Source organism: Halomonas sp. IOP_6 (assembly GCF_021151565.1).
Classification (GTDB): domain Bacteria; phylum Pseudomonadota; class Gammaproteobacteria; order Pseudomonadales; family Halomonadaceae; genus Vreelandella; species Vreelandella alkaliphila.
In genome coordinates, this window is record NZ_JAIRBO010000005.1 from 266,524 (window position 1) to 285,633 (window position 19,110).

General features: G+C 51.5%; 22 protein-coding genes. 19 read left to right on the forward strand and 3 right to left on the reverse strand.

Going from position 1 to position 19,110, the window contains the following annotated elements; all coding sequences use genetic code 11:
• The first annotated feature begins 295 nt into the window (after positions 1-295).
• The 10 genes from K7H08_RS11730 (at position 296) to K7H08_RS11775 (ending at position 8,360) form a co-directional block, all read left to right on the forward strand.
• Positions 296-595 (forward strand): hypothetical protein, encoded by a 300-nt coding sequence (locus K7H08_RS11730; protein ID WP_095603728.1) that lies wholly within the window; start codon positions 296-298, stop codon positions 593-595.
• A 195-nt stretch (positions 596-790) separates the two neighbouring features.
• Positions 791-1,897, forward strand: a complete 1,107-nt coding sequence (locus K7H08_RS11735; RefSeq protein WP_231658037.1) for a heparan-alpha-glucosaminide N-acetyltransferase domain-containing protein — start codon at positions 791-793, stop codon at positions 1,895-1,897.
• Positions 1,898-1,953: 56 nt separating this feature from the next.
• The gene (locus K7H08_RS11740) at positions 1,954-3,018 is read left to right on the forward strand and encodes a serine hydrolase (protein WP_231658086.1); all 1,065 of its coding nucleotides are present in this window, start codon (positions 1,954-1,956) and stop codon (positions 3,016-3,018) included.
• Between the two features lie 282 nt (positions 3,019-3,300).
• Positions 3,301-3,579, forward strand: a complete 279-nt coding sequence (locus K7H08_RS11745; RefSeq protein WP_009722821.1) for a peptidylprolyl isomerase — start codon at positions 3,301-3,303, stop codon at positions 3,577-3,579.
• A 58-nt stretch (positions 3,580-3,637) separates the two neighbouring features.
• Positions 3,638-4,573: an ABC transporter ATP-binding protein gene (locus K7H08_RS11750; protein WP_038478451.1), complete on the forward strand. Its 936-nt coding sequence runs from the start codon at positions 3,638-3,640 to the stop codon at positions 4,571-4,573.
• On the forward strand, positions 4,570-5,331 hold the full coding sequence (locus tag K7H08_RS11755) for an ABC transporter permease (protein ID WP_009722819.1): 762 nt from the start codon (positions 4,570-4,572) through the stop codon (positions 5,329-5,331). Before K7H08_RS11750 ends, K7H08_RS11755 begins: the two co-directional genes overlap by 4 nt.
• 129 nt (positions 5,332-5,460) lie before the next feature.
• Positions 5,461-6,474, forward strand: coding sequence for a nucleoid-associated protein YejK (yejK, locus tag K7H08_RS11760; protein WP_231658039.1), 1,014 nt, complete (start codon positions 5,461-5,463; stop codon positions 6,472-6,474).
• A gap of 119 nt (positions 6,475-6,593) precedes the next feature.
• Positions 6,594-7,049, forward strand: a complete 456-nt coding sequence (locus K7H08_RS11765) for a tellurite resistance TerB family protein (RefSeq protein WP_231658041.1) — start codon at positions 6,594-6,596, stop codon at positions 7,047-7,049.
• Between the two features lie 49 nt (positions 7,050-7,098).
• On the forward strand, positions 7,099-7,692 hold the full coding sequence (locus K7H08_RS11770; RefSeq protein WP_038478440.1) for an exopolysaccharide biosynthesis protein: 594 nt from the start codon (positions 7,099-7,101) through the stop codon (positions 7,690-7,692).
• Between the two features lie 65 nt (positions 7,693-7,757).
• Entirely contained in the window at positions 7,758-8,360 is a 603-nt protein-coding gene (locus K7H08_RS11775) for a YqhA family protein (protein WP_231658043.1), read from the forward strand.
• 392 nt (positions 8,361-8,752) lie between these two features.
• Here K7H08_RS11775 and K7H08_RS11780 read toward each other — a convergent pair whose 3' ends face one another.
• Complete coding sequence (locus tag K7H08_RS11780) at positions 8,753-9,082, reverse strand: hypothetical protein (protein WP_095603734.1); 330 nt, start codon at positions 9,080-9,082, stop codon at positions 8,753-8,755.
• A gap of 384 nt (positions 9,083-9,466) precedes the next feature.
• Here K7H08_RS11780 and fliD (K7H08_RS11785) point away from each other — a divergent pair, with 384 nt between their 5' ends.
• The 5 genes from fliD (K7H08_RS11785) to K7H08_RS11800 all read left to right on the forward strand — a co-directional run bounded on the left by fliD (K7H08_RS11785) (position 9,467) and on the right by K7H08_RS11800 (position 14,700).
• Positions 9,467-10,819 (forward strand): flagellar filament capping protein FliD, encoded by a 1,353-nt coding sequence (gene fliD, locus K7H08_RS11785; RefSeq protein ID WP_231658045.1) that lies wholly within the window; start codon positions 9,467-9,469, stop codon positions 10,817-10,819.
• Positions 10,820-11,051: 232 nt separating this feature from the next.
• The gene (locus K7H08_RS18475; RefSeq protein ID WP_331460287.1) at positions 11,052-11,312 is read left to right on the forward strand and encodes a flagellar cap protein FliD N-terminal domain-containing protein; all 261 of its coding nucleotides are present in this window, start codon (positions 11,052-11,054) and stop codon (positions 11,310-11,312) included.
• Positions 11,227-12,456, forward strand: coding sequence for a flagellar filament capping protein FliD (fliD, locus tag K7H08_RS11790; RefSeq protein WP_331460288.1), 1,230 nt, complete (start codon positions 11,227-11,229; stop codon positions 12,454-12,456). The genes K7H08_RS18475 and fliD (K7H08_RS11790) overlap by 86 nt, the downstream gene beginning before the upstream one ends.
• 249 nt (positions 12,457-12,705) lie before the next feature.
• Positions 12,706-14,412, forward strand: a complete 1,707-nt coding sequence (locus K7H08_RS18480; protein ID WP_231658047.1) for a flagellin N-terminal helical domain-containing protein — start codon at positions 12,706-12,708, stop codon at positions 14,410-14,412.
• Between the two features lie 96 nt (positions 14,413-14,508).
• The gene (locus tag K7H08_RS11800) at positions 14,509-14,700 is read left to right on the forward strand and encodes a hypothetical protein (RefSeq protein WP_231658049.1); all 192 of its coding nucleotides are present in this window, start codon (positions 14,509-14,511) and stop codon (positions 14,698-14,700) included.
• Positions 14,701-14,791: 91 nt separating this feature from the next.
• Here K7H08_RS11800 and K7H08_RS11805 read toward each other — a convergent pair whose 3' ends face one another.
• Positions 14,792-15,055, reverse strand: a complete 264-nt coding sequence (locus K7H08_RS11805; RefSeq protein ID WP_231658050.1) for a hypothetical protein — start codon at positions 15,053-15,055, stop codon at positions 14,792-14,794.
• Positions 15,056-15,412: 357 nt separating this feature from the next.
• On the opposite strand from K7H08_RS11805, the gene K7H08_RS11810 reads away from it, so the two are divergent.
• Positions 15,413-15,937 (forward strand): hypothetical protein, encoded by a 525-nt coding sequence (locus K7H08_RS11810; RefSeq protein WP_231658051.1) that lies wholly within the window; start codon positions 15,413-15,415, stop codon positions 15,935-15,937.
• Between the two features lie 306 nt (positions 15,938-16,243).
• Here the strand turns inward: K7H08_RS11810 and K7H08_RS11815 are convergent, their stop codons facing one another.
• Positions 16,244-16,459 carry a hypothetical protein gene (locus tag K7H08_RS11815; RefSeq protein WP_231658052.1) on the reverse strand — a complete coding sequence of 72 codons (216 nt, stop codon included), beginning with the start codon at positions 16,457-16,459 and terminating at the stop codon, positions 16,244-16,246.
• Between the two features lie 302 nt (positions 16,460-16,761).
• Here K7H08_RS11815 and K7H08_RS11820 point away from each other — a divergent pair, with 302 nt between their 5' ends.
• The 3 genes from K7H08_RS11820 to K7H08_RS11830 all read left to right on the forward strand — a co-directional run bounded on the left by K7H08_RS11820 (position 16,762) and on the right by K7H08_RS11830 (position 19,049).
• Positions 16,762-17,532 carry an amino acid ABC transporter substrate-binding protein gene (locus K7H08_RS11820; protein WP_095603798.1) on the forward strand — a complete coding sequence of 257 codons (771 nt, stop codon included), beginning with the start codon at positions 16,762-16,764 and terminating at the stop codon, positions 17,530-17,532.
• A 96-nt stretch (positions 17,533-17,628) separates the two neighbouring features.
• Positions 17,629-18,297: an amino acid ABC transporter permease gene (locus K7H08_RS11825; RefSeq protein ID WP_231658053.1), complete on the forward strand. Its 669-nt coding sequence runs from the start codon at positions 17,629-17,631 to the stop codon at positions 18,295-18,297.
• Entirely contained in the window at positions 18,294-19,049 is a 756-nt protein-coding gene (locus K7H08_RS11830; RefSeq protein WP_231658054.1) for an amino acid ABC transporter ATP-binding protein, read from the forward strand. Before K7H08_RS11825 ends, K7H08_RS11830 begins: the two co-directional genes overlap by 4 nt.
• Positions 19,050-19,110 lie beyond the last annotated feature (61 nt).

A 19,110-nucleotide genomic window follows, 5' to 3' on the forward strand; every position in this document is an offset into this window, starting at 1 on the left:
CAAACCTCGTTTGTCATGATGCAACAGGGCTCATGTGTCAGCGGTAAACAATAAATCGCTAATTAAAGATCGGTGCGCCATTAGATTGGTACGCATTATTTCTGTTCAAGTCCCTGTATTTAAGGTGTTTTTTATTTTATTGGCATGGCTTGGTATGGCGGCTGCAATGTATTGGGCAAGAACGAAGTGTTAGGAAGACATGACGTTCTTGCCACTAACCAAGGTTTTCAAATGATCGAATTTTTTGATTACCGAAAACCAAAGTGAAAGCGAAGCCATACCAGGAGGCATGACTATGAAAAAGGAAGCTCTCAAGAAACTTGGCATTTTAGGCGTATCGTTTGGTTTAATCGCTAGCCCGCTGGCCTTTGCTGGCATGGAAGGCAACGATGATTACGAGCCCGCTCCTCAGGAAGAAACGACCCAGGATGAGCAAGGCGCCTACAATTCTTTCGACTCTGATCAAGAGCAAGGCGCTACTAATGAAGGTGTAACTACTGAGTACGAAGAGGAAGAGCAAGAATTCACTTATGAAGAGGAAGAAGAAGAGCAAGACACATGGGAAACTGAAGAGGAAGATGATTCCGGCTGGTAACCCATGACTGCTAAAGGATTAACTTCTATTCCGGTTCACGGATGAACCATGAAATGCCTCGCCAGTTGCGGGGCATTTTTGCGTTAAAAGATGCCACATAGGGCGTGAGGATAGGGCGTAAGAATAGGGCGTAGGGAATGAATAGGCTATGGTTAGAGTTCTATTACTAACACCAGCCACAAGGACGTTGCCGACGTGTTGAACTGGAAGGAGGTTCCACAGCTTCCTAAAGCGCAAGGACGAATCGAAGCGATTGATCTCGCGCGTGGCATTGCCATTGGGCTGATGATTATCAGTCATGCCGTTAGCGGTTTAGTAGGCATGCGTCATGTGCCCGACTGGGGCATGGTGCCTATCCACTTTTTGACTAAGTTCTCGTCCTCACTATTTATTTTAGTGTTCGGCATCGCGCTGGCGGTGGCCTTCTTATCTCACACGCAAAGTGATGATTGGCCCCAGCGGCGGTTGAAACTATGGGTAAGGGCCATTGAGGTTTGGTTTTGGTATAAAGCGCTGATTATTATCGAAATGCTATCCTTTAGCTCGCCTAGCGATATTGTTGATACGCTGCTCTACGGGCGGTTTGCTATCTGGGTAGAGATTCTCGGTTTTTACGCCATTGCCTTGCTATGGGTGCCATTAATATTGCCGCTGTGGGCCCGAACGCCACTGTGGGGACGCTTGGCGACCATCGCAGGATTAACGGCGCTTTCAGCGTGGTTACAAGGCTTTTCCTTTGGGGGCTACGAGCTCTTAAAAGCGTTTCTGGTAGACCATGAAGAGCACTATGCCTGGGGACAGCTTAGCCGCGCCCCACTAATATTGTCTGGCTTATTGATCGGCGAAGCGCTGTTACGCTGCTATTTCGATGCCACCTTACGCCGCCGTTTAATTCTCTGGCTGGTAGGGTCGGGGGCGCTGATGGTCGGCGCTTTTTATGGCATAGCCATCGCCGGGGGCGATGTTCATGGTGCGATGATGGCGGTGGCACGCAATGTGGGGAAACACCCGCCAGGGATAAACTTTATGCTGTTTAGCGTGGGTGGCGCGCTGGTGCTGCTTGGGCTTGCCTTAGCAGGTGGCGCCACCGCTGCGAAAGCACTGTTGCCGATCACTCTCGTCGGTAGTGATGCGCTCAAAGCCTTTATCTTCCATATCGTGATGATTTTTCTAGTACTACGTTTTTTATTGGAAGGCGAGGGGGCCTACAGCTATCCGCAGGCGCTTGGCATTGGTGGCTTATTAATACTCGGTGCCGCGCTGTGGATTTGGTTGACCCGCTGGATGGCGGCTCATCGCTAAGCGCGAGCAAACTAACGGGAGTTGACGATTTGCGACACTGGATACAGCGCGGGCTCATGGTAGTAGCGCTGTTAATAGCACTGCCTGTTCATGCAGATTGGTATTATGAAGTCGATAAACAGAGCCGCTGGCAGGGTGACTTAAACGCCCGCATGGCTGCCATCGAAGAGGTGTTTGGTGGGCAGCTGGGCGTGTATGTGCAGAATTTGGCCAGTGGTGAAGCCTATTCCTGGAAAGCCGATGAACCATGGTATTTGGCATCGCTGATAAAAGTACCGGTGGCTGCCCAAGTGTTGGCCGAACGCCAAGCTGGCAGGCTATCGCTTGATGAGCGAATTACCCTGGCGCGCAGCGACTATGTGGATGGTGCAGGACCGGTTAACTGGCATGATCCTGGCACGCCTATTTCTATTGGTTATTTGTTGGAACAGATGATCACCGTTAGCGATAACACCGCCTCAGATATGTTGATTGACCGTGTAGGGCTTGAGGCAGTGAATGCACGGGCAAAGGCCATGGTGGCCGCGAGCGGAGGAAGGCCCGGTCATATAGGGCCGATTAGCAAGCTCGTTGGCGTACGCCAAGGTGTGTACGGCCAGCTTCATCCAGATGCCCAAGACTTAGGTGGTTTAGATTTTATGGCGTTGCGCAAGCACAGTGTTAGCCAGCGTCCAGTAGCGTTAGCCCGTGCCCTTAGCGTGCGCCAAGATGCCTTCGAGCAACCTGACTACGACCGCGCCTTTGATGCTTACGAAGCCACGGGTGAGAACGTAGGCACGTTGCGCACCTTCGGGGATGTGCTAGCCTCGCTTCACCATGGGGGTATGACGGATTTGAATACCGAGCAGCGCCAAACGCTGCTGGCGGTAATGAGCCGCACCTCCTCTGGCGAGCGCCGCTTGAAACAAGGGTTGGGCAGTGACATTCATTTTGCCCATAAGACCGGTACCCAGCACCGTCGTAGCTGCGATGCGGGTATTGCCTCGCGCATTTCGTCAGCCCAGGGACCTTGGGTAATTGTCGCCTGTAGCCGAGGCCCGCTTTCGGTAAGCGCCCACGAACGCGCCTTGGCAAGTGTTGGTGACGCGCTACGTTTTAGTGGTGCGTTAGCTGACCTTTAATCAAGCTAACGCTAGCGCCTAACGCCGTACCAGCATGATAAACTGAGCCAATGCTCTGTTGATGTTTCACGGCCTGCCGTTGGAAAGTTGTAGCGCTTGGTGGCTAACGACGCGGGTGCCTCATTCGCTCGTACCTCGCGAGATTCGTGACACCGCGCTACGGTAGGTGCCATAGGTTTTGTAGCGCGTGGTAAGCGAAGCGCACCCGCGATGACGGTTATGGCAAAATGAAACAGCAACAGGTTATGTAGGTTCTTTTTTTTTATTACTTAGGAGTTTGTTATGGCACGTGCCAGCGCCCGTCATATTTTGGTAAGCAGTGAAGAGCAGTGCAACACACTGAAGCAAGAGATCGAAAACGGTCGTGATTTCGCAGAAGTGGCCAAGCAGCACTCTAGCTGCCCTTCTGGCCGCCAAGGCGGTGACCTAGGTAGCTTTGGCCCCGGCCAAATGGTACCGGAATTCGACAAGGTCGTTTTCAGCGGTGACCTGAACAAAGTACACGGCCCGGTCAAAACCCAGTTTGGTTACCACCTGTTGGAAATCACTAGCCGCAGTTAATGGCGCCGAACATCCGTCAAGCACCGCGGCAATGCTGTCGCGGTGTGAGGAGCACGCCTTGAACGATCCCATTATTACTATTGAAGGCTTGAACAAAACCTACGAAGGTGGCTTTCAAGCCCTTAGCCGTGTGGATTTAACTATTCAGCGCGGCGAGATTTTTGCCCTGCTTGGCCCCAACGGGGCGGGCAAAACAACGTTAATCAGCGTGGTGTGCGGGCTGGTGAACCCAACCCAAGGCCACGTCGTCGTCGATGGCTATGATAGCGTTAGCCACTATCGTCAGGCCCGCGAACGTATTGGTCTTGTGCCTCAAGAACTGACCAACGAAGCCTTTGAAACGGTATGGAACACGGTCAGTTTTAGCCGTGGCTTGTTTGGCAAGTCGCCCAATCCAGCGCATATCGAGAAAGTGCTTAAGTCGCTGGCCTTATGGGACAAACGCAACAACCGTTTGATGACCCTTTCCGGTGGTATGAAGCGCCGTGTATTGATCGCCAAAGCGCTCTCTCATGAACCACGCATTCTATTTCTAGATGAACCCACCGCTGGGGTAGACGTCGAGCTACGCCGTGATATGTGGGAAGTGGTGCGCGGGCTGCGGGATAATGGTGTCACGATCATTCTCACCACCCATTACATTGAAGAAGCCGAAGAAATGGCCGACCGCATTGGCGTTATTAATCGCGGTGAGATTGTGTTGGTGGAAGAGAAAGCAGCGCTGATGAAAAAGCTTGGCAGCAAGCAGCTAACGCTGCAGCTGCACACGCCGCTCTTTGCTCTGCCTGCGTCCCTTGATCAAGACGAGCTGAGCCTGGCTGCAGATGGCTATGAATTGGTGTACACCTACGATGGCCGTCAGGAAGAGGACGGACGCGGTATTTCTGCGCTGCTCACCCAGTTGGAAAAGGCGGGCATTGGCTTTAAAGACCTGCACACCCGGCAAAGCTCGTTGGAAGATATTTTCGTCGATTTGGTAAAGGAGCGCCCATGAATCTCTACCCCGTTCGTGCCATTTATATGGCGGAAATGGCGCGCACCCGCCGCACGTTGCTGCAAAGCATTGTGTCGCCAGTGATTTCAACCTCGCTTTACTTTGTGGTGTTTGGCGCGGCGATTGGTTCACGCATCAGCGAGATTAACGGGGTCAGCTACGGTGCCTTTATTGTGCCTGGGCTGATTATGCTGATGCTACTTACCCAGAGTGTCTCTAATGCCTCGTTTGGAATTTTCTTCCCGAAGTTCTCTGGCAGCATTTATGAAATTCTCTCAGCGCCCATCTCTTATTTAGAAGTGGTGGTGGGCTATGTGGGCGCTGCTGCCTCGAAATCGATCATTCTGGGGCTGATTATCCTGGCAACGTCCAGCTTATTTGTGCCACTGGAAATTGCTCATCCGATTTGGATGCTCACCTTCCTAGTGCTGACCGCCGTCACCTTCAGCCTGCTGGGCTTTATTATCGGCATTTGGGCAGATGGTTTCGACAAGCTGCAGTTGGTGCCTTTGCTGGTGATTACCCCGCTGACGTTTTTGGGCGGCAGCTTCTATTCTATTGATATGTTGCCGCCGTTTTGGCAAACCGTTACGTTGGCCAATCCTGTAGTCTACTTGGTCAGTGGGTTCCGTTGGAGCTTCTACGGCATTAGCGATGTCAGTTTAGCGGCCAGCGTGGCGATGATCCTGCTCTTCCTGGCCGCTAGCCTTGCCACCATTGCCTGGATTTTCCGCACCGGTTATCGCTTAAAGCCCTAAACGCGCTGATTGCCTGTTGAGCGGTTCTTTGCCAACACCGCTGTTTTGATAACTTGTTTTTTTAATCAATCGTTCTTAGATACATCGTTCTTAGCTAAACCGCTCTTAAATAAAAGGTAACTCCCGCTTATGCCGCTACTGCAAAGTATTGTGCACCGCCTTGATCCATCATTAGATGGTGAACGTTTGACCGTCACGGCGGCACCTGCGTCAACACCCGCGGCTCACGACGACCCTGTGATGACAAGCTTGGTGAATTCGCTAAATGATACCTACAACACCAAAGCCAAAGGGTGGGGGCGATTTGCTGAGCAGGGCGAGCAGGCTGGTCCGTTGGTAGCCTGGCTGCGGGCATATATGGCAGAAGAGCAGGATTTCACCCAGCTTTCTATTGCGATTGCCGAACGCTTGGCGCAAACCCTGCAAGAGCAGCTCTCCGTTAGCGGCTACTTAGTGTTCGCACATCTACGCCAGGGCGATACCGAGACACTGTTTTTAGGCTTAGTTCATCAGCGGGAAGGTATTGGCATTAACGCAGAGCACCAAGCAGTGCCTGCCGCGCAGCTTAATACCAGCCAGCTCACCTTGGCAGCACGGGTAAACCTTACCCAGTGGCAGAGCGATTCTGAAAGCGCACAATATGTGTCGTTTTTAAAAGACCGCGGCGGCAAAAAGCTAGCCGATGGTTTGATAGCGCTGTTGGGAATGGAAGAGGGCATTGATGCTCCCGCTGAAACCCGCACGCTGCTGAAAGCTTTCAGTGATTACGTCGAAAAAGAGGACTACGACGACGAAGCCAGCCGAGAAAAAACCGACACCCTGGTCGACTACGCCAACGAACAGCTGCGCCGTGGCGAGCCAATGACGTTAGAAGAGCTTTCGGGGCTGGTGGACGAAAAGCAGCCCAAAGCGTTTTACGACCATATCCGTAATGCTGACTACGGCCTTTCTCCAGAGATTCCGCCCGACAAGCGCACCATCAGTCAATTTCGCCGTTTTACCGGGCGCGCCGGGGGCGTATCGATCAGTTTTGACTCCCACCTGCTCGGGTCCAGCATTGAGTACGATGAAAACCAGGATCGCCTGATTATCAAGCAAGTGCCCAAGCAGCTAAAAGAGCAGTTGGCGAAGCGTAAGGAGTGATTGGTAAATCGTGAATCGTGATTGGTGAATAGTGAGGTGAGGGTGGGCGCTTAGGCGTAAAGGGCACTAAGTGCCATATCGCCAGTCGAAGTGGCAGGTTTATTAACAGGAGAGAAACCGTGCTGGATGCCATTAGCAATTTCTTCCAACGCGCGCTGGCAGAACCTGAGCAGCGTGATAATCAAACCCTGACGCTAGAACTCGCAACGGCGGCGCTGCTCTGTGAAGTCATGCGTGCCGACTACGATAAAAGCGATGCTGAACGTGCCGCACTGAAGCAGATGTTAATCAGCCGCTACCACTTAAGTGATAGCGACGTTAACGAGTTAATGACGTTGGCGGAAGCAGAAGTGGATGACGCCGTCGATCATTACCAGTTTGTTAGCCTGATAAAAGAGCACTACGGTTATGAGCAGCGCTGCGAGTTGGTAGCGTTAATGTGGCAGCTTGCTTGGGCAGACGGCAGTATCGACCCACTCGAAGAGCACCGTATCCGGCGGCTGGCAGATCTCCTGCACGTCAGCCATAGCGACTTTATTCGCAGCAAGCTAGAAAGTACGCCCCACGCTGAATAATGCCCCCAGGATAGACGCTAAACCATAGGAAGGGAGCGCTGACACGTCAATGAATGATAGGCAGGATGCATCGAACTTAACCGAACTGATTAACACCATGGAGCGAATGGAGCGTGAAAAAGCCAAGGTAAGCGTAGACGACGTGGTTCACGCGGTGGGCAGGCGTTCATTTGGGCCACTATTGTTGCTTGCTGGGCTAATCACACTTGCGCCCATCATCGGTGATATTCCCGGTATGCCAACGCTTATGGCGGCGTTGGTGTTGCTCACGTCCGTTCAGTTATTAATCGGCAGGGAAACTTTCTGGTTACCTAAATGGCTGGTAAAACGCTCGATTTCCCGAACTAAATTCGATAAAGCTATTCACTACATGAAAAAGCCCGCCACGTGGATTGATAGCTTACTAGGTGTGCGCCTAGCGTGGATGACTGGCTATATCGGGATACGCGTCACCGCCGTGATGTGCCTGCTTATCGCGCTAGCCATGCCGCCGATGGAGTTTATTCCGTTTAGCGCCAACGGTGCGGGCCTAGCGCTGACACTGTTCGGTTTAGGTTTAGTCGCCAGAGACGGCATTATGCTCTCGCTGGGTTTTCTACTCACCGGAGTTACGTTTACGGTTGTGCTGATCAACGTGCTATAAGTTCGCGTACGATCATCCTAGCGCCGCCTAAGCTGGCGGCTTTTTAAAAGGAGCAAGCACTCACCATGTCTGATCCAGCACCGTCTGAGTCATCATTGAAATCACCATCGCCGCATTCAGCACTGCCGCCTGCGCCCAAAACGCCCCGTGAACAATCCCCCTGGGAGCGGCGGATTGAAACGGCGCTTTGGAATTCGCGCTTTCTGGTAATGCTGGCGGTAGTGCCAAGCCTGTTGGGCTCACTAATGCTGTTTATTGTCGGCACGCTGGATATTTTAACCGTGGTGGGTGACGTACTGCGCTACTACCTGATTGATAGCTCTCAAGATATCCACGACACCCTGGTGCCAGACATCATCATCGCCGTTGATGTGTATTTAATAGCGATTGTGCTGCTGATCTTCGGGCTAGGTATCTATCGGCTGTTTGTTTCCCGTATCGATCAGGCGGAAGTGCGTTATCCCAAGCACCCGTTTAACGTAGGCTCACTGGATCAACTCAAGGACAAAATTGCCCGCGTGGTGATTCTGGCGGTGATTATTGAGTTTTTCCGCGCCGTGGTGGATATCCGTTTCACAACGCCACTGGAAGCCATCTATCTCGCGCTTTCGGTGCTGGCGCTGGCCGCAGCGCTTTATTTTATGAGTCTAGGGCATAAGGATGAGTAGAGAAGCGTCGTTTCACTGTTCATATTCTCAATGGCCACACTAGTAGTAGCTGCTGGCACGGTTTAAGAGAGCGATTTAATGCCCACCAAGGGTAAATTACGCAAACATAACCAATCACTGCTAGTCTAGAGGTGTTATTTCAAGGTGTTGCTTTCTTTGGAGCAAGCCTTTAAACGCAAAAGCAAGGAGTGCCGTTATGCGTAACATTATCTATATTATTGGTCTAATCGTTGTTGTGCTGTTTATTCTATCGCTGCTTGGACTGCGCTAAGCACATCACGCCAATAGAAAAGCGCCCGCAGCTCTTTTTTCAAGGGGCTGCGGGCGCTTTGTATTTAAAACGTCGTATTTAGAACGTCGTATTTAGAACGTGCAGAGCAAAGCAAACGCGATTACGCGCAGTCGGCAGCACCCTGACCAAACATATCAAACATTAGCTCCCGTCCCATAGACGTCAGTACGAAGCGGTCGTAATCATTAAATTCAGCGGCACCGCTCTCTTCAAGCACCCGTTGGCATGTTTTCCAACTAGGGCAATGCCCCTTCAAATGAGCCAGCTCGCGTCGGGCAAGGCCACGTTGCGGCAAGGTAATGGTTTCGAGCACATGGCCGTTATCGTAAAGCAGCTCGGCAACGGTAGAAAGGCAGTGGCGTAGGCTGCGCTGCACATGATAAGCGGCAGACGCTACGGTGGATGCGGGTTGTGACACCTCGGAAGGCATAAGTCGTTCTCCTGCAAACAGCCCCAAAATGGGCTTGTTGCAGTGCATTATAAAGCAATGTAAGTGTTAGACCAAGGTCTATAGTTCGTTAGTGTCAAAGCAACCGCCGACCTTTTCCTGACATATTCCTGTCATCTAGATAATTCACCATGTAAGTCACTAGAGAATACACAGAAAAGTGTTAATCCCGATGGATGGCATTATGCCTTTTTGAGCTTTTTACAGGCGCCATCTTTTACAATTCATTACCTTTTCGTACGTAAAAAAAGCCAAATAGGCTCAAGTCTGGGCTTTAATGGTCGATAGTATTCAATAATAAATCACATTCTTACGTATGAGCAGCGCCAGCGTGTTGGGCGTTTTTTAAAAAAAGGGCAGTAACTTATGGCTTCCATTTCATCACTCGGAATTGGCTCAGGACTCGACCTCAACGGCTTGCTGGATCAACTGCAAGATGCTGAGCGAGGGAAGCTGAAGCCTATAGAGCGTCAACTGGAAACCCAGCAGACCAAGATTTCTGCTTATGGTCAGCTGCAAAGTGCGCTTTCCAAATTTCAAACTGCATCAGCTGAGTTAAACGACAGTGCGCTTTACGAAAGCCTTTCCACGAATGTGGGAGGCGATGCCATTACTGCCACGGCAGACGGCGAAGCGCAGCCCGGTAGTTATAACGTCACCGTTGATACACTCGCTACCCGTGGCACGCTGGCCTCTGAAGGCGTTGCCGAACTGGACGCGCCGCTAACGACCACTGAGCAAACGTTAACCTTCACATTCGGTGATGGGGCCAGTAAAGACGTCACCATCGGTGCGAATAGCAGCCTGGAAGATATTCGCGATGCGATTAATGCCAGTGAGGATTCAGGCGTTAACGTCACTATTGTGAACGACGGCACCAACTATCGGCTGGCGCTTAGTTCCAGCGAAACCGGTGCGGATGCCTCTATTACCGGCTTTAGCTTTTCTGATGCAGGCACAGCGCCTTTCGCCGCCGACACCGATAACACCCTACAAGCAGGCACCGATGCCGCGTTGACGGTGAATGGCATTGCTATTACCAGCTCTACCAATCAGGTTGAAGGGGCGATTCAAGGCGTGACGCTTAATCTTCAAGAAGAGGGCGATAGCACCGTGGCAGTCGAGCAGAATACACGCGCTGTTCGTGAAGCGATTACCGGTTTTGTCGATGCCTATAACGACCTCAAGGGCACCATCGGCGAGCTGACCAGTTTCAATGCGGAAACCGGCGTGGCAGGCGAGCTTAACGGCGATAATACGGTGCGCACGGTGGAATCTCGCATGCGCAGCATATTAAGTGGCGGTATCGAAGGTGAGTTCTCGATGCTTAGTGATATTGGTATTTCACTACAGCGGGACGGCACGCTTTCTATTGATGAAAGCGAGTTGGATAACGCCATTGTCAATAACCAGGATGCGCTGTCGGCGTTCTTCGCCGGTGACGCCGACGATTCAGGTATGGCAGGCCAGTTAAACCAAGGCCTAGATCAGTTATTAGGTACGAACGGGGCTGTGAAAGGGGCCATTACCGGAGCGGAAAATCGTGTGGAGTCCCTTGTAGAGCGCTACACTCGTACAGAACAAACCATTGAGAAGACCATTTCCCGATACCGTACCCAGTTCGGCCAGTTAGATAGCATGATTGCCCAGATGAACCAAACCAGCAGCTATCTAACCCAGCAGTTTGATGCCCTTGACGCTCAACTTGGGCGTAAATAGCCGCTAAAGTAATTTGGTGGTTGCTGAACGCCTACGCTAACGCCTGCTTCCTGCAGGCGTTTTCATTAGAAAATTCTCATTTCTAGTAAAAAAGTATGAAAAGCGGCGAAAGCGCGAAAAGGCGCTAAAGTTGTGCGCTTTTCTGCCGATAGCAGTGCTATTAAATAAACGGGCGTGCGCATGCGCGCCTGGGTCTTGTGGTTTAGCCTTTTGCACTGAGGAATACCCCCGCATGGCGACGATAACCTCTCTTGGCGTTGGTTCCGGCCTTGATCTCACTGGTTTGCTTGATCAGCTTCAAGCGGCTGAGCGGGGCAAACTCGCGCCAATTACGCTTCAAAAGAAACAGCAGCAGGCAAAAATTTCTGCTTTCGGTCAACTTCAAACCTCGCTGAACGCGTTTCAAGATGCGGTCGCCAAAATCAATGACCCCCAAGCTCTACCAAAGCCTTTCCGCCAATGTGCGTGGCACTGGTGGTGGAGAAGCTATTAAAGCGACTGCTGCCGCTGATGCGCTGCCGGGCAGCTATCGGGTAGAGGTCAGCCAACTGGCCACCTCTGGCACGCTGGCTTCAAGCCGGGTAGATACCAAAGACCAAGCGCTCGACCTACAAGGGGCGACCGCGCTGCAGCTGACCTTTGGCGATGGGGAGAGCGTCGATATCAACATCGTAGAAGGCAGTAGCCTTGCTGATATGCGTGATGCCATTAACGCTGATAAAGAAGCCGGTGTGAACGCCACGATTATCAACGATGGCACGGGCTACCGGCTGGCACTTAGCTCTAAAACCACTGGCGCAGACGCTTCTATTGAAAGCTTTAGTTTTGTTGATGCCGGTGGCGCCGAGGTGCCAGGCCCCTTTGCTGAAGATGCGACAACAAAGCGCCCAGGGGAGAATGCCGCGCTTACGGTTAATGGCATTGCGATTAGTAGTGCGGAAAATAGTATTGAAGGTGCTATTCAAGGCGTAACGCTAAATCTTGCTGAACTCGATATCGTGGACGGCGAAACGGCTTCCAGCACCATTAATATTGAGCGCGATACACTAAAGCAACGCGAAGCGATTAATGGCTTTGTAAAAGCGTTTAACGACTTAAAAGGCACCATTGGCAAACTCACTAGCTTTACCGGTGATAGCGAAACCGCTGGAGAGCTAGTGGGAGACAATACCGTGCGCACCATCGAATCTCGGCTGCGCAGTGTATTAACCGGCGGGGTAGAAGGCGGTGAGTTATCGACCCTTAACCAGCTAGGCATCACTCTACAACGAGATGGCAAGCTCAAGGTCGATGAAGAAACGTTAGATGACTTGGTCGCCAATAACCCCCAGGCCCTCAATGACTTTTTTGCCGGTGAAAACGAGGGCGACGGCATGGCGGGTAGGCTAAACACTACCATCGAACAGATGCTGGGCAACAATGGGGTGGTCAAGCTGGCGATTAGCGGCGCGGAAAATCGTGTTAAAAGCTTGGACGATCGTTTCGAGCGTATGGAAAAAACCATTGAAGGCACCATCTCCCGTTACCGCACCCAGTTCGGTCAGCTAGATGCGATGATTGCCCAGATGAACAGCATGAGCAGCTACCTCACCCAGCAATTCGACGCCCTGGATAATCAGTTAGGCCGCAAGAAATAATCCATAATGCTTCGCTATTAGTAGTGCGGTGTAACGAGCGAAGCGAGGCACCCGCAATGGGCGGCGCAAGCCGCCCTTTTGTTGCTCTAGTAAAAGTAAGCCTCTCACCCTGCAGTTACCAAACATTACATCTTTTTTTACTAACCACCCTAAAGATTCCTCTCGCCGTGCCGTTAATTCTAATAGCGGCGCACAAAGTGGCCGATTAGCAGGCCTTCCGGCCAGTGTTCATGCAAGGAGAATCACACCATGTCAGTGATCAATACCAACATTACTTCCATGATTGGCCAGTCTAACCTGTCCAAATCACAAAATGCCCTGACCACGTCTATGGAGCGTCTGAGCTCTGGTCTGCGTATCAACAGCGCTAAAGACGACGCAGCTGGCCAAGCCATCGCCAACCGTATGTCTGCACAGATTACCGGTCTTTCCCAGTCACAGCGTAACGCTAACGACGGCATCTCTATTTCTCAAACTGCTGAAGGCGCACTGAACCAGGTAAACGACAACCTGCAGCGCGTACGTGAGCTAACGGTTCAGGCTCAGAACGGCACTAATTCCCAAGACGATTTGACCTCTATCCAGAACGAAATTGGTCAGCGCCTGAATGAGATCAACCGTATCTCCGAAGAGACTAGTTTCAACGGCGTTAAAGTGTTGGCTAGCGATCAAGGGGTCAAAATACAAGTTGGTGCCAACGATGGTGAAACAATTAATGTCGATCTCCAAGAGATCAATGCTAAAACGTTGGGATTAGGTGATTTCAATGTAAATGGTACCGGCTCTGCTAACAGCAGCGCTACCGTTCAAAATCTGCTAGCGAATGACTTTACTAAGAGTGCTACCGTTGACGGCGCTTATGACGCTACCGGCTTCAATAAAACATCAACAGTCGATGATGTTTTTGCCAACTTGAAAGATGGCGCTACCATCAAAGTTGGAGCTACTGAGAGCTATACCTTTGACGCAGATAGCAACTCATTTACCTATGATAAGCAAGATGCGACTGTCGCGAGCTTGGGTAACGATTTAGGTTTGACTCCCAGTGTTGGTGAAAGCAATACCATCATAGTGAAATTAGGTGGAGCTGAAACAAGTGTTAATGTTGATTCTACTGGCGCACTGACAGATGCTAAAACAGGTGATAACCTTTACCTGACAGGCACCGGTGGTGCGATGAACCTAAGTAAAACAGATGATGGCGCAACCGGTGTTGCTACCATTGAAGCGCTAGCAACCGAACTTGCTACGCGCAATGGTGGTGCTAATGCAGGCAGCATCACTACTTCATCTGGTACTGAATATACCACTTCGACTACTGCTGGCTCTACCACTGCTATCGATGTCAAAGGTGGCTCAATCGAAGCTAATGACTTGATGGATGAGATCAAGCTTGCCGCTAACAATGCCAAAGTTTATGCGGTTGACTTCGATGGTGATGAGACAGGCACCACTGCTGATCAATATAGCATTGTTGACGAAGTAGTAACTACAGGTTTGGCAGCAGGTGGTACAGCCGTAGTTACTTCTGGCTTTGAGGGTGATTTCTCTCTTGGCACCAATGCTGATGCTACTGTTTATGTTAATGACAATGGCAAGATTACTGATGGCGCAGCTAATGAAATCTTTGTTACTGAAGAAGGCCGTCTAACTAAAGATGCCGTTAGTAACGCCACTGTAACTGAAAATCCGCTCGAAGCACTGGATGCTGCACTGAACCAAGTAGACAGCCTACGTTCTGACCTTGGTGCGATTCAGAACCGTTTTGAATCTGCTATCACCAACCTGAGCACTAATGAGACTAACCTCTCTGCAGCACGCTCGCGCATCGAAGATGCCGACTACGCGGTAGAAGTTGCCAACATGACCCGCGCGCAGATCCTGCAGCAGGCCGGTACTTCTGTACTGGCCCAGGCCAACCAGATCCCGCAGAACGTTCTTTCTCTGCTGGGTTAATCTGAGGCTTAGTTTCGATAGAGCATTTGCTGTATCACTAAGTAGTACACTAAACCGGCTCCCTTTGGGGGCCGGTTTTTTTTACTGAGGTGACGTATGACTAATGAAGAACAACAACACGTTATCGATGAGCTGCAAACTGTCATAGCGGACACTCAAGCCACTTTACAACGCTTTGAAGACACCGGCATGGATAAAGCGATGCCGGAGGATTATGAAAACCTGCTGGGTATATTAGATGGTGCGGTGAAGCAACAGCGTGAGCATACCAAGGTGATGTTGGGGTAGCTGACACCCGCCAATCACAGAGGTTACGCCCCAGGTCTGTCATTCCCGCATGTCCTTAGCGGGAATCCATGGTGAGGCAGACAGCTGAGTATTATCGGGCAAAGGTCAAAATGGATTCCCGATAACCCCACTCGGGAATGACGGTGCGATGGGTTACTCGGGCATGGTGGTGTGGTGGGTTACTCGGGAATGACGGTGTGGTGGGTTGCTCGGGCATAGCTGTGTGGTGCATTCGGGAGCGATGTTGGGGTAGCTGACACCCGCCACTCACCGAGGTTTCTCCCCATGTCCGCCATTCCCGCATGTCTTGAGCGGGAATCCATGGTGAGGCAGGCTGCTGGATAGTATCGGGCAAAGGTCAAAATGGATTCCCGATAACCCCACTCGGGAATGACGGTGCGGTGGGTTACTCGGGCATGGCGGTGTGGTGGGTTACTCGGGCATGGCGGTGTGGTGCATTCGAGAGTGATGTTGGGGTAGCTTGAAAGGCGCTATAGACCAAGGGTGGCTTGTGATAACACTCTTTTCTACCATAATCACTTAGCAGGCTCATTTTGGGCCGTGCTAGCAACAGCAGGGTGTTTTATAGACTGAGGCTTGGAGGCGCTGCGGGTGCCGCAGGGATAATAAAAATAGTATGGATACGTATACGCTCACGCTAGTGGTGGCGATTGGTACGATGTAGGTTAGCCTGACCTGTGGCTTTGTCGCTATGTATTTAATTCTTAGCGGCGAGTTTAGGAGCGCTTCCCAGCCTGCTGATCGGCCCAGAAAGCTGTCGATGGGCGCTAAAACGCAAGCGGAAGTTATTCCCACGCTGGCGAATGAGGGCGGTACTTCTTGGGGCGTGCAGGTGCTGTTTGAAACCCCTTCACCTGGGCTAAACGAGCGCTTAAGTGTAGCGCTGGCATCTGCGGGAGCGGTGTATGAGCCTAGTACGAAATCTTTTACGGTGATGGGGGAGTCTTCACGTAACCCTATCGTTGTTGAAAACGCCTTTCCTCCTGGGCAACTTCCTTCTTTTACCGATGATAATAGCCAGTACTTAATTAAGGGTGTCACTATTAAGGTGAATGAGAGTGGTCGCTCCCTTTCGCCCAGCAAGCTCCAGCTTGCGCGGTTGGTTTCTCTTGCCAAATCATTGGCCCGTTTAGGCGGCAAGGTAGTCGATGCCAATCATCAGCCAATCACCAAGGCAGGGTTTAAAGCCGTTATTTCTGGTAAGGCCAAGGTTTAGCCATCTGAGGCATCATTTCTGCTCGCCTTATCGTTCACTCTGCTAAGAATGGGGTGCTTCCGCAACGGAGAAAAAGTCCAGGCGTGAGCTAGCTTCTTAATAGGCAAGGGTAAGCTTTTGTATATCGCTTCGGTAAAACCAGTCGGGTAGTTCTTCCGCTCTAGGTTCAATTTCTCCTTCCGGAGTTACTTCTGCTAGCCATATGTCTTCATTACCTGAGTTATCGAATATGTACGCTCGATCAGCAAGCTTGATGGCATTTATTAATAGGTCGAGTGAATAGCCTCAGTCGTGGTGTTGGATCGGTTAGGTCACCTTCAGCTTCACGCCTGCAGGAATCTTGTGTTTAGCGGGTGCTTTTTTCAACACATGCGTGCTGCCATCGGGAAGCGTTTCGACAAGATTTCCGTTGGCGATTTCCACGACTTTCTGGCCTCGGCTTAATGACGCTTGGTAGGCGCGACGTGTGTAACGCACTGTTTGTGCTGCAAATCTTTGTTCTGCATCAGGTTTAGTTGCCACGATTATCTCCCCAGCCTGCAAATCACCTTATAAATGTATAGTACAAGGACTAGAGTATAAGTGTAAGCACACTAATAGTAATGGGGATAGGAGTGGTTATGGGTGGAACGCTGCTGAGCACGTCATCATCACGATAGCACCATCGGTTGATCCTAAATTCCAAAAAACACTAAGAAAGCTGTTTATTATTTCTTTTTTGCTGGTATCTTGGCCTCATTGCACCGGTGGATATTCGACGAACGTCGCAACCGGTGCCCACGTCTAAAGCAGGGTGCTTAGGTGCCCCAAAGAGGAAAAAGAATATGGCGAATGTGAGCCGTTGGAAAAAAGCTGTTGCCGTTCTTTCGCTTAGCGTTGTGGGTGGTGTGCTGTCTGCCGCTGCTTACGCGGATACGCTGCGCGTCGGCATGTCTGGGGGGTATTTCCCCTTTACGTTTGTTGAGCAAAACGAACTGAAAGGCTTTGAAGTCGATGTCATGAACGCCGTTGGTGATGTGACTGGCGATGAGATTGAGTTCGTGACAGCAAGCTTCTCTGGCCTGGCGGGCATGTTGGAATCGGGGCGCATTGATACCATTGCTAACCAAATTACCATTACCGATGAGCGCAAAGCGAAGTACGCCTTCACCGCACCGTATGTTTACGATGGTGCCCAGGTTGTTGTGCGGGCAGGTAATGACACCATTCACGGTGTTGAAGATTTATCTGGCAAAAGCGTTGCGGTGAACCTGGGCTCTAACTACGAGCAGCTGCTGCGTGAACAGCCTAATGCCGATGAGATCGATATCCGTACTTACGAATCCAACGTCGAGCAGGATGTGGCGCTTGGCCGTGTGGATGCATTTGTGATGGATCGCGTTAGCGCCAGCCAGGTGATCAGCGAGCGCGGTTTGCCGCTGGCATTGGCTGGCCAGCCGTTCACTATCATAGAAAATGCGCTGCCGTTTCGTGATGATGAAGAGGGCCGTGCTCAGCGTGACCGCGTAGATGCCGCCCTGGAAGAGTTGCGTGAAAACGGTACATTAGGTGAAATATCGCAAAAATGGTTCGATACTGATATCACTCAGCCATAATCGCGGCTTTACCTCGTGACGGCTATCTTTAGTTTGCGGCCGTGGCAATGCCACGGCCGTTTTGCTTATTGCGACTAAGCTAACGTTGGAATAACCATGCTGAATGTGGAGTATATGTGGGACCTGTTGCCGGTCCTACTGAGTTATTTACCGTTAACGCTGCAAATGGCGAGCATCGCCATGCTGTTGGCGCTGATCATTGCCTGCCTGTTGGCGGTCATCCGGGTGTCGCGAGTGCCGGTGTTGAACGGCGCGGCAATGCTGTTTATCTCGTTTTTTCGTGGAACGCCGCTGTTAGTACAGCTATTTTTGTTCTATTACGGCTTACCCCAACTGATTAATGCACTGATTTCCATCAACGGGGTGACCGCCGCGGTGCTGGGTTTAACGCTGCACTTTTCGGCGTATATGGCGGAATCCATTCGTGCGGCAATTGTGGGTATTGACCGCAGCCAGACCGAAGCGGCGCTGTCCATCGGTATGACCCAGTCTCAATTGATGCGACGGATTATTCTGCCCCAAGCCACCCGCGTGGCGACGCCAACGCTGATGAACTACTTCATCGATATGATTAAAGCGACATCTCTGGCATTTACCCTGGGGGTGACCGAAATGATGGGCGCTACCCAAAAAGAGGCTTCTGGAAGCTTTCTCTATCTGGAAGCATTTCTGCTGGTGGCGATTATTTACTGGGTGGTGGTGGAAGCGCTTTCCTGGGGCCAGCGCCGTCTGGAAACGTATCTGAATAAGGCGTACCAGCGATGATTACCCTCGAATCTGTCAGTAAGCGTTTTGGCCAGCAGCCAGTATTTACCGACGTTGATTTGCACCTGGAGCAAGGTGAAATCATCGTCATTATTGGTCCTTCGGGTACCGGCAAATCAACCCTGCTGCGCTGTATTAACTTTCTAGAACGCCCAGAGGCGGGACACATCACGGTAGGCGATTTAAGAGTCGATGCCCGGCGTGCCAGCCGTGCCGATATTCTGGCACTACGCCGACGAACCGCTTTCGTGTTTCAGAACTATGGGCTGTTTGCCAACAAAACGGCGTTAGAGAACATCAGCGAGGGCATGATTGTTGTTGATAAACTGCCTAAGGCTCAGGCGCACGCTCGGGCAAGGGAAATTTTAGAGCGCATTGGCTTGGCCGATAAGGCAGATGCTTACCCTGCATCGCTTTCCGGTGGCCAACAACAGCGGGTAGGCATTGGGCGTGCGATGGCCGCGAATGCCGATGTAATTCTATTCGACGAGCCAACCTCATCGCTGGACCCGCAATGGGTGGAAGAGGTGCTGAGCTTAATGAAACAGCTCGCCGCCGAGCAGCAAACCATGATTGTGGTGACCCACGAAATGCAGTTCGCCAGAGACGTCGCCGACCGGGTGGTGTTTATGGATGAGGGGCAAATTGTCGAACAAGGGCCGCCCGAAGCGCTGTTCACCAACCCTCAAGATGAGCGGACGCGGCGTTTTCTGCGCAAAATTCTGGCGCCAACGGGGCAGGTATTGCCATAACGGGTCAGTGGCAATCCGTGCGGGAAAAGCATTGACAAGCGCTAGCAAGCCCGCTTAACGC

Bases quoted from the DNA above. Each gene is read 5' to 3' on its own strand.
- K7H08_RS11730 (WP_095603728.1), top strand. From the start codon at position 296: ATGAAAAAGGAAGCTCTCAAGAAACTTGGCATTTTAGGCGTATCGTTT.
- K7H08_RS11740 (WP_231658086.1), top strand. From the start codon at position 1,954: ATGGTAGTAGCGCTGTTAATAGCACTGCCTGTTCATGCAGATTGGTAT.
- K7H08_RS11745 (WP_009722821.1), top strand. From the start codon at position 3,301: ATGGCACGTGCCAGCGCCCGTCATATTTTGGTAAGCAGTGAAGAGCAG.
- K7H08_RS11755 (WP_009722819.1), top strand. From the start codon at position 4,570: ATGAATCTCTACCCCGTTCGTGCCATTTATATGGCGGAAATGGCGCGC.
- yejK (WP_231658039.1), top strand. From the start codon at position 5,461: ATGCCGCTACTGCAAAGTATTGTGCACCGCCTTGATCCATCATTAGAT.
- K7H08_RS11770 (WP_038478440.1), top strand. From the start codon at position 7,099: ATGAATGATAGGCAGGATGCATCGAACTTAACCGAACTGATTAACACC.
- K7H08_RS11775 (WP_231658043.1), top strand. From the start codon at position 7,758: ATGTCTGATCCAGCACCGTCTGAGTCATCATTGAAATCACCATCGCCG.
- K7H08_RS11780 (WP_095603734.1), bottom strand. From the start codon at position 9,082: ATGCCTTCCGAGGTGTCACAACCCGCATCCACCGTAGCGTCTGCCGCT.
- fliD (WP_231658045.1), top strand. From the start codon at position 9,467: ATGGCTTCCATTTCATCACTCGGAATTGGCTCAGGACTCGACCTCAAC.
- K7H08_RS18475 (WP_331460287.1), top strand. From the start codon at position 11,052: ATGGCGACGATAACCTCTCTTGGCGTTGGTTCCGGCCTTGATCTCACT.
- fliD (WP_331460288.1), top strand. From the start codon at position 11,227: ATGCGGTCGCCAAAATCAATGACCCCCAAGCTCTACCAAAGCCTTTCC.
- K7H08_RS18480 (WP_231658047.1), top strand. From the start codon at position 12,706: ATGTCAGTGATCAATACCAACATTACTTCCATGATTGGCCAGTCTAAC.
- K7H08_RS11800 (WP_231658049.1), top strand. From the start codon at position 14,509: ATGACTAATGAAGAACAACAACACGTTATCGATGAGCTGCAAACTGTC.
- K7H08_RS11810 (WP_231658051.1), top strand. From the start codon at position 15,413: ATGTATTTAATTCTTAGCGGCGAGTTTAGGAGCGCTTCCCAGCCTGCT.
- K7H08_RS11820 (WP_095603798.1), top strand. From the start codon at position 16,762: ATGGCGAATGTGAGCCGTTGGAAAAAAGCTGTTGCCGTTCTTTCGCTT.
- K7H08_RS11825 (WP_231658053.1), top strand. From the start codon at position 17,629: ATGCTGAATGTGGAGTATATGTGGGACCTGTTGCCGGTCCTACTGAGT.
- K7H08_RS11830 (WP_231658054.1), top strand. From the start codon at position 18,294: ATGATTACCCTCGAATCTGTCAGTAAGCGTTTTGGCCAGCAGCCAGTA.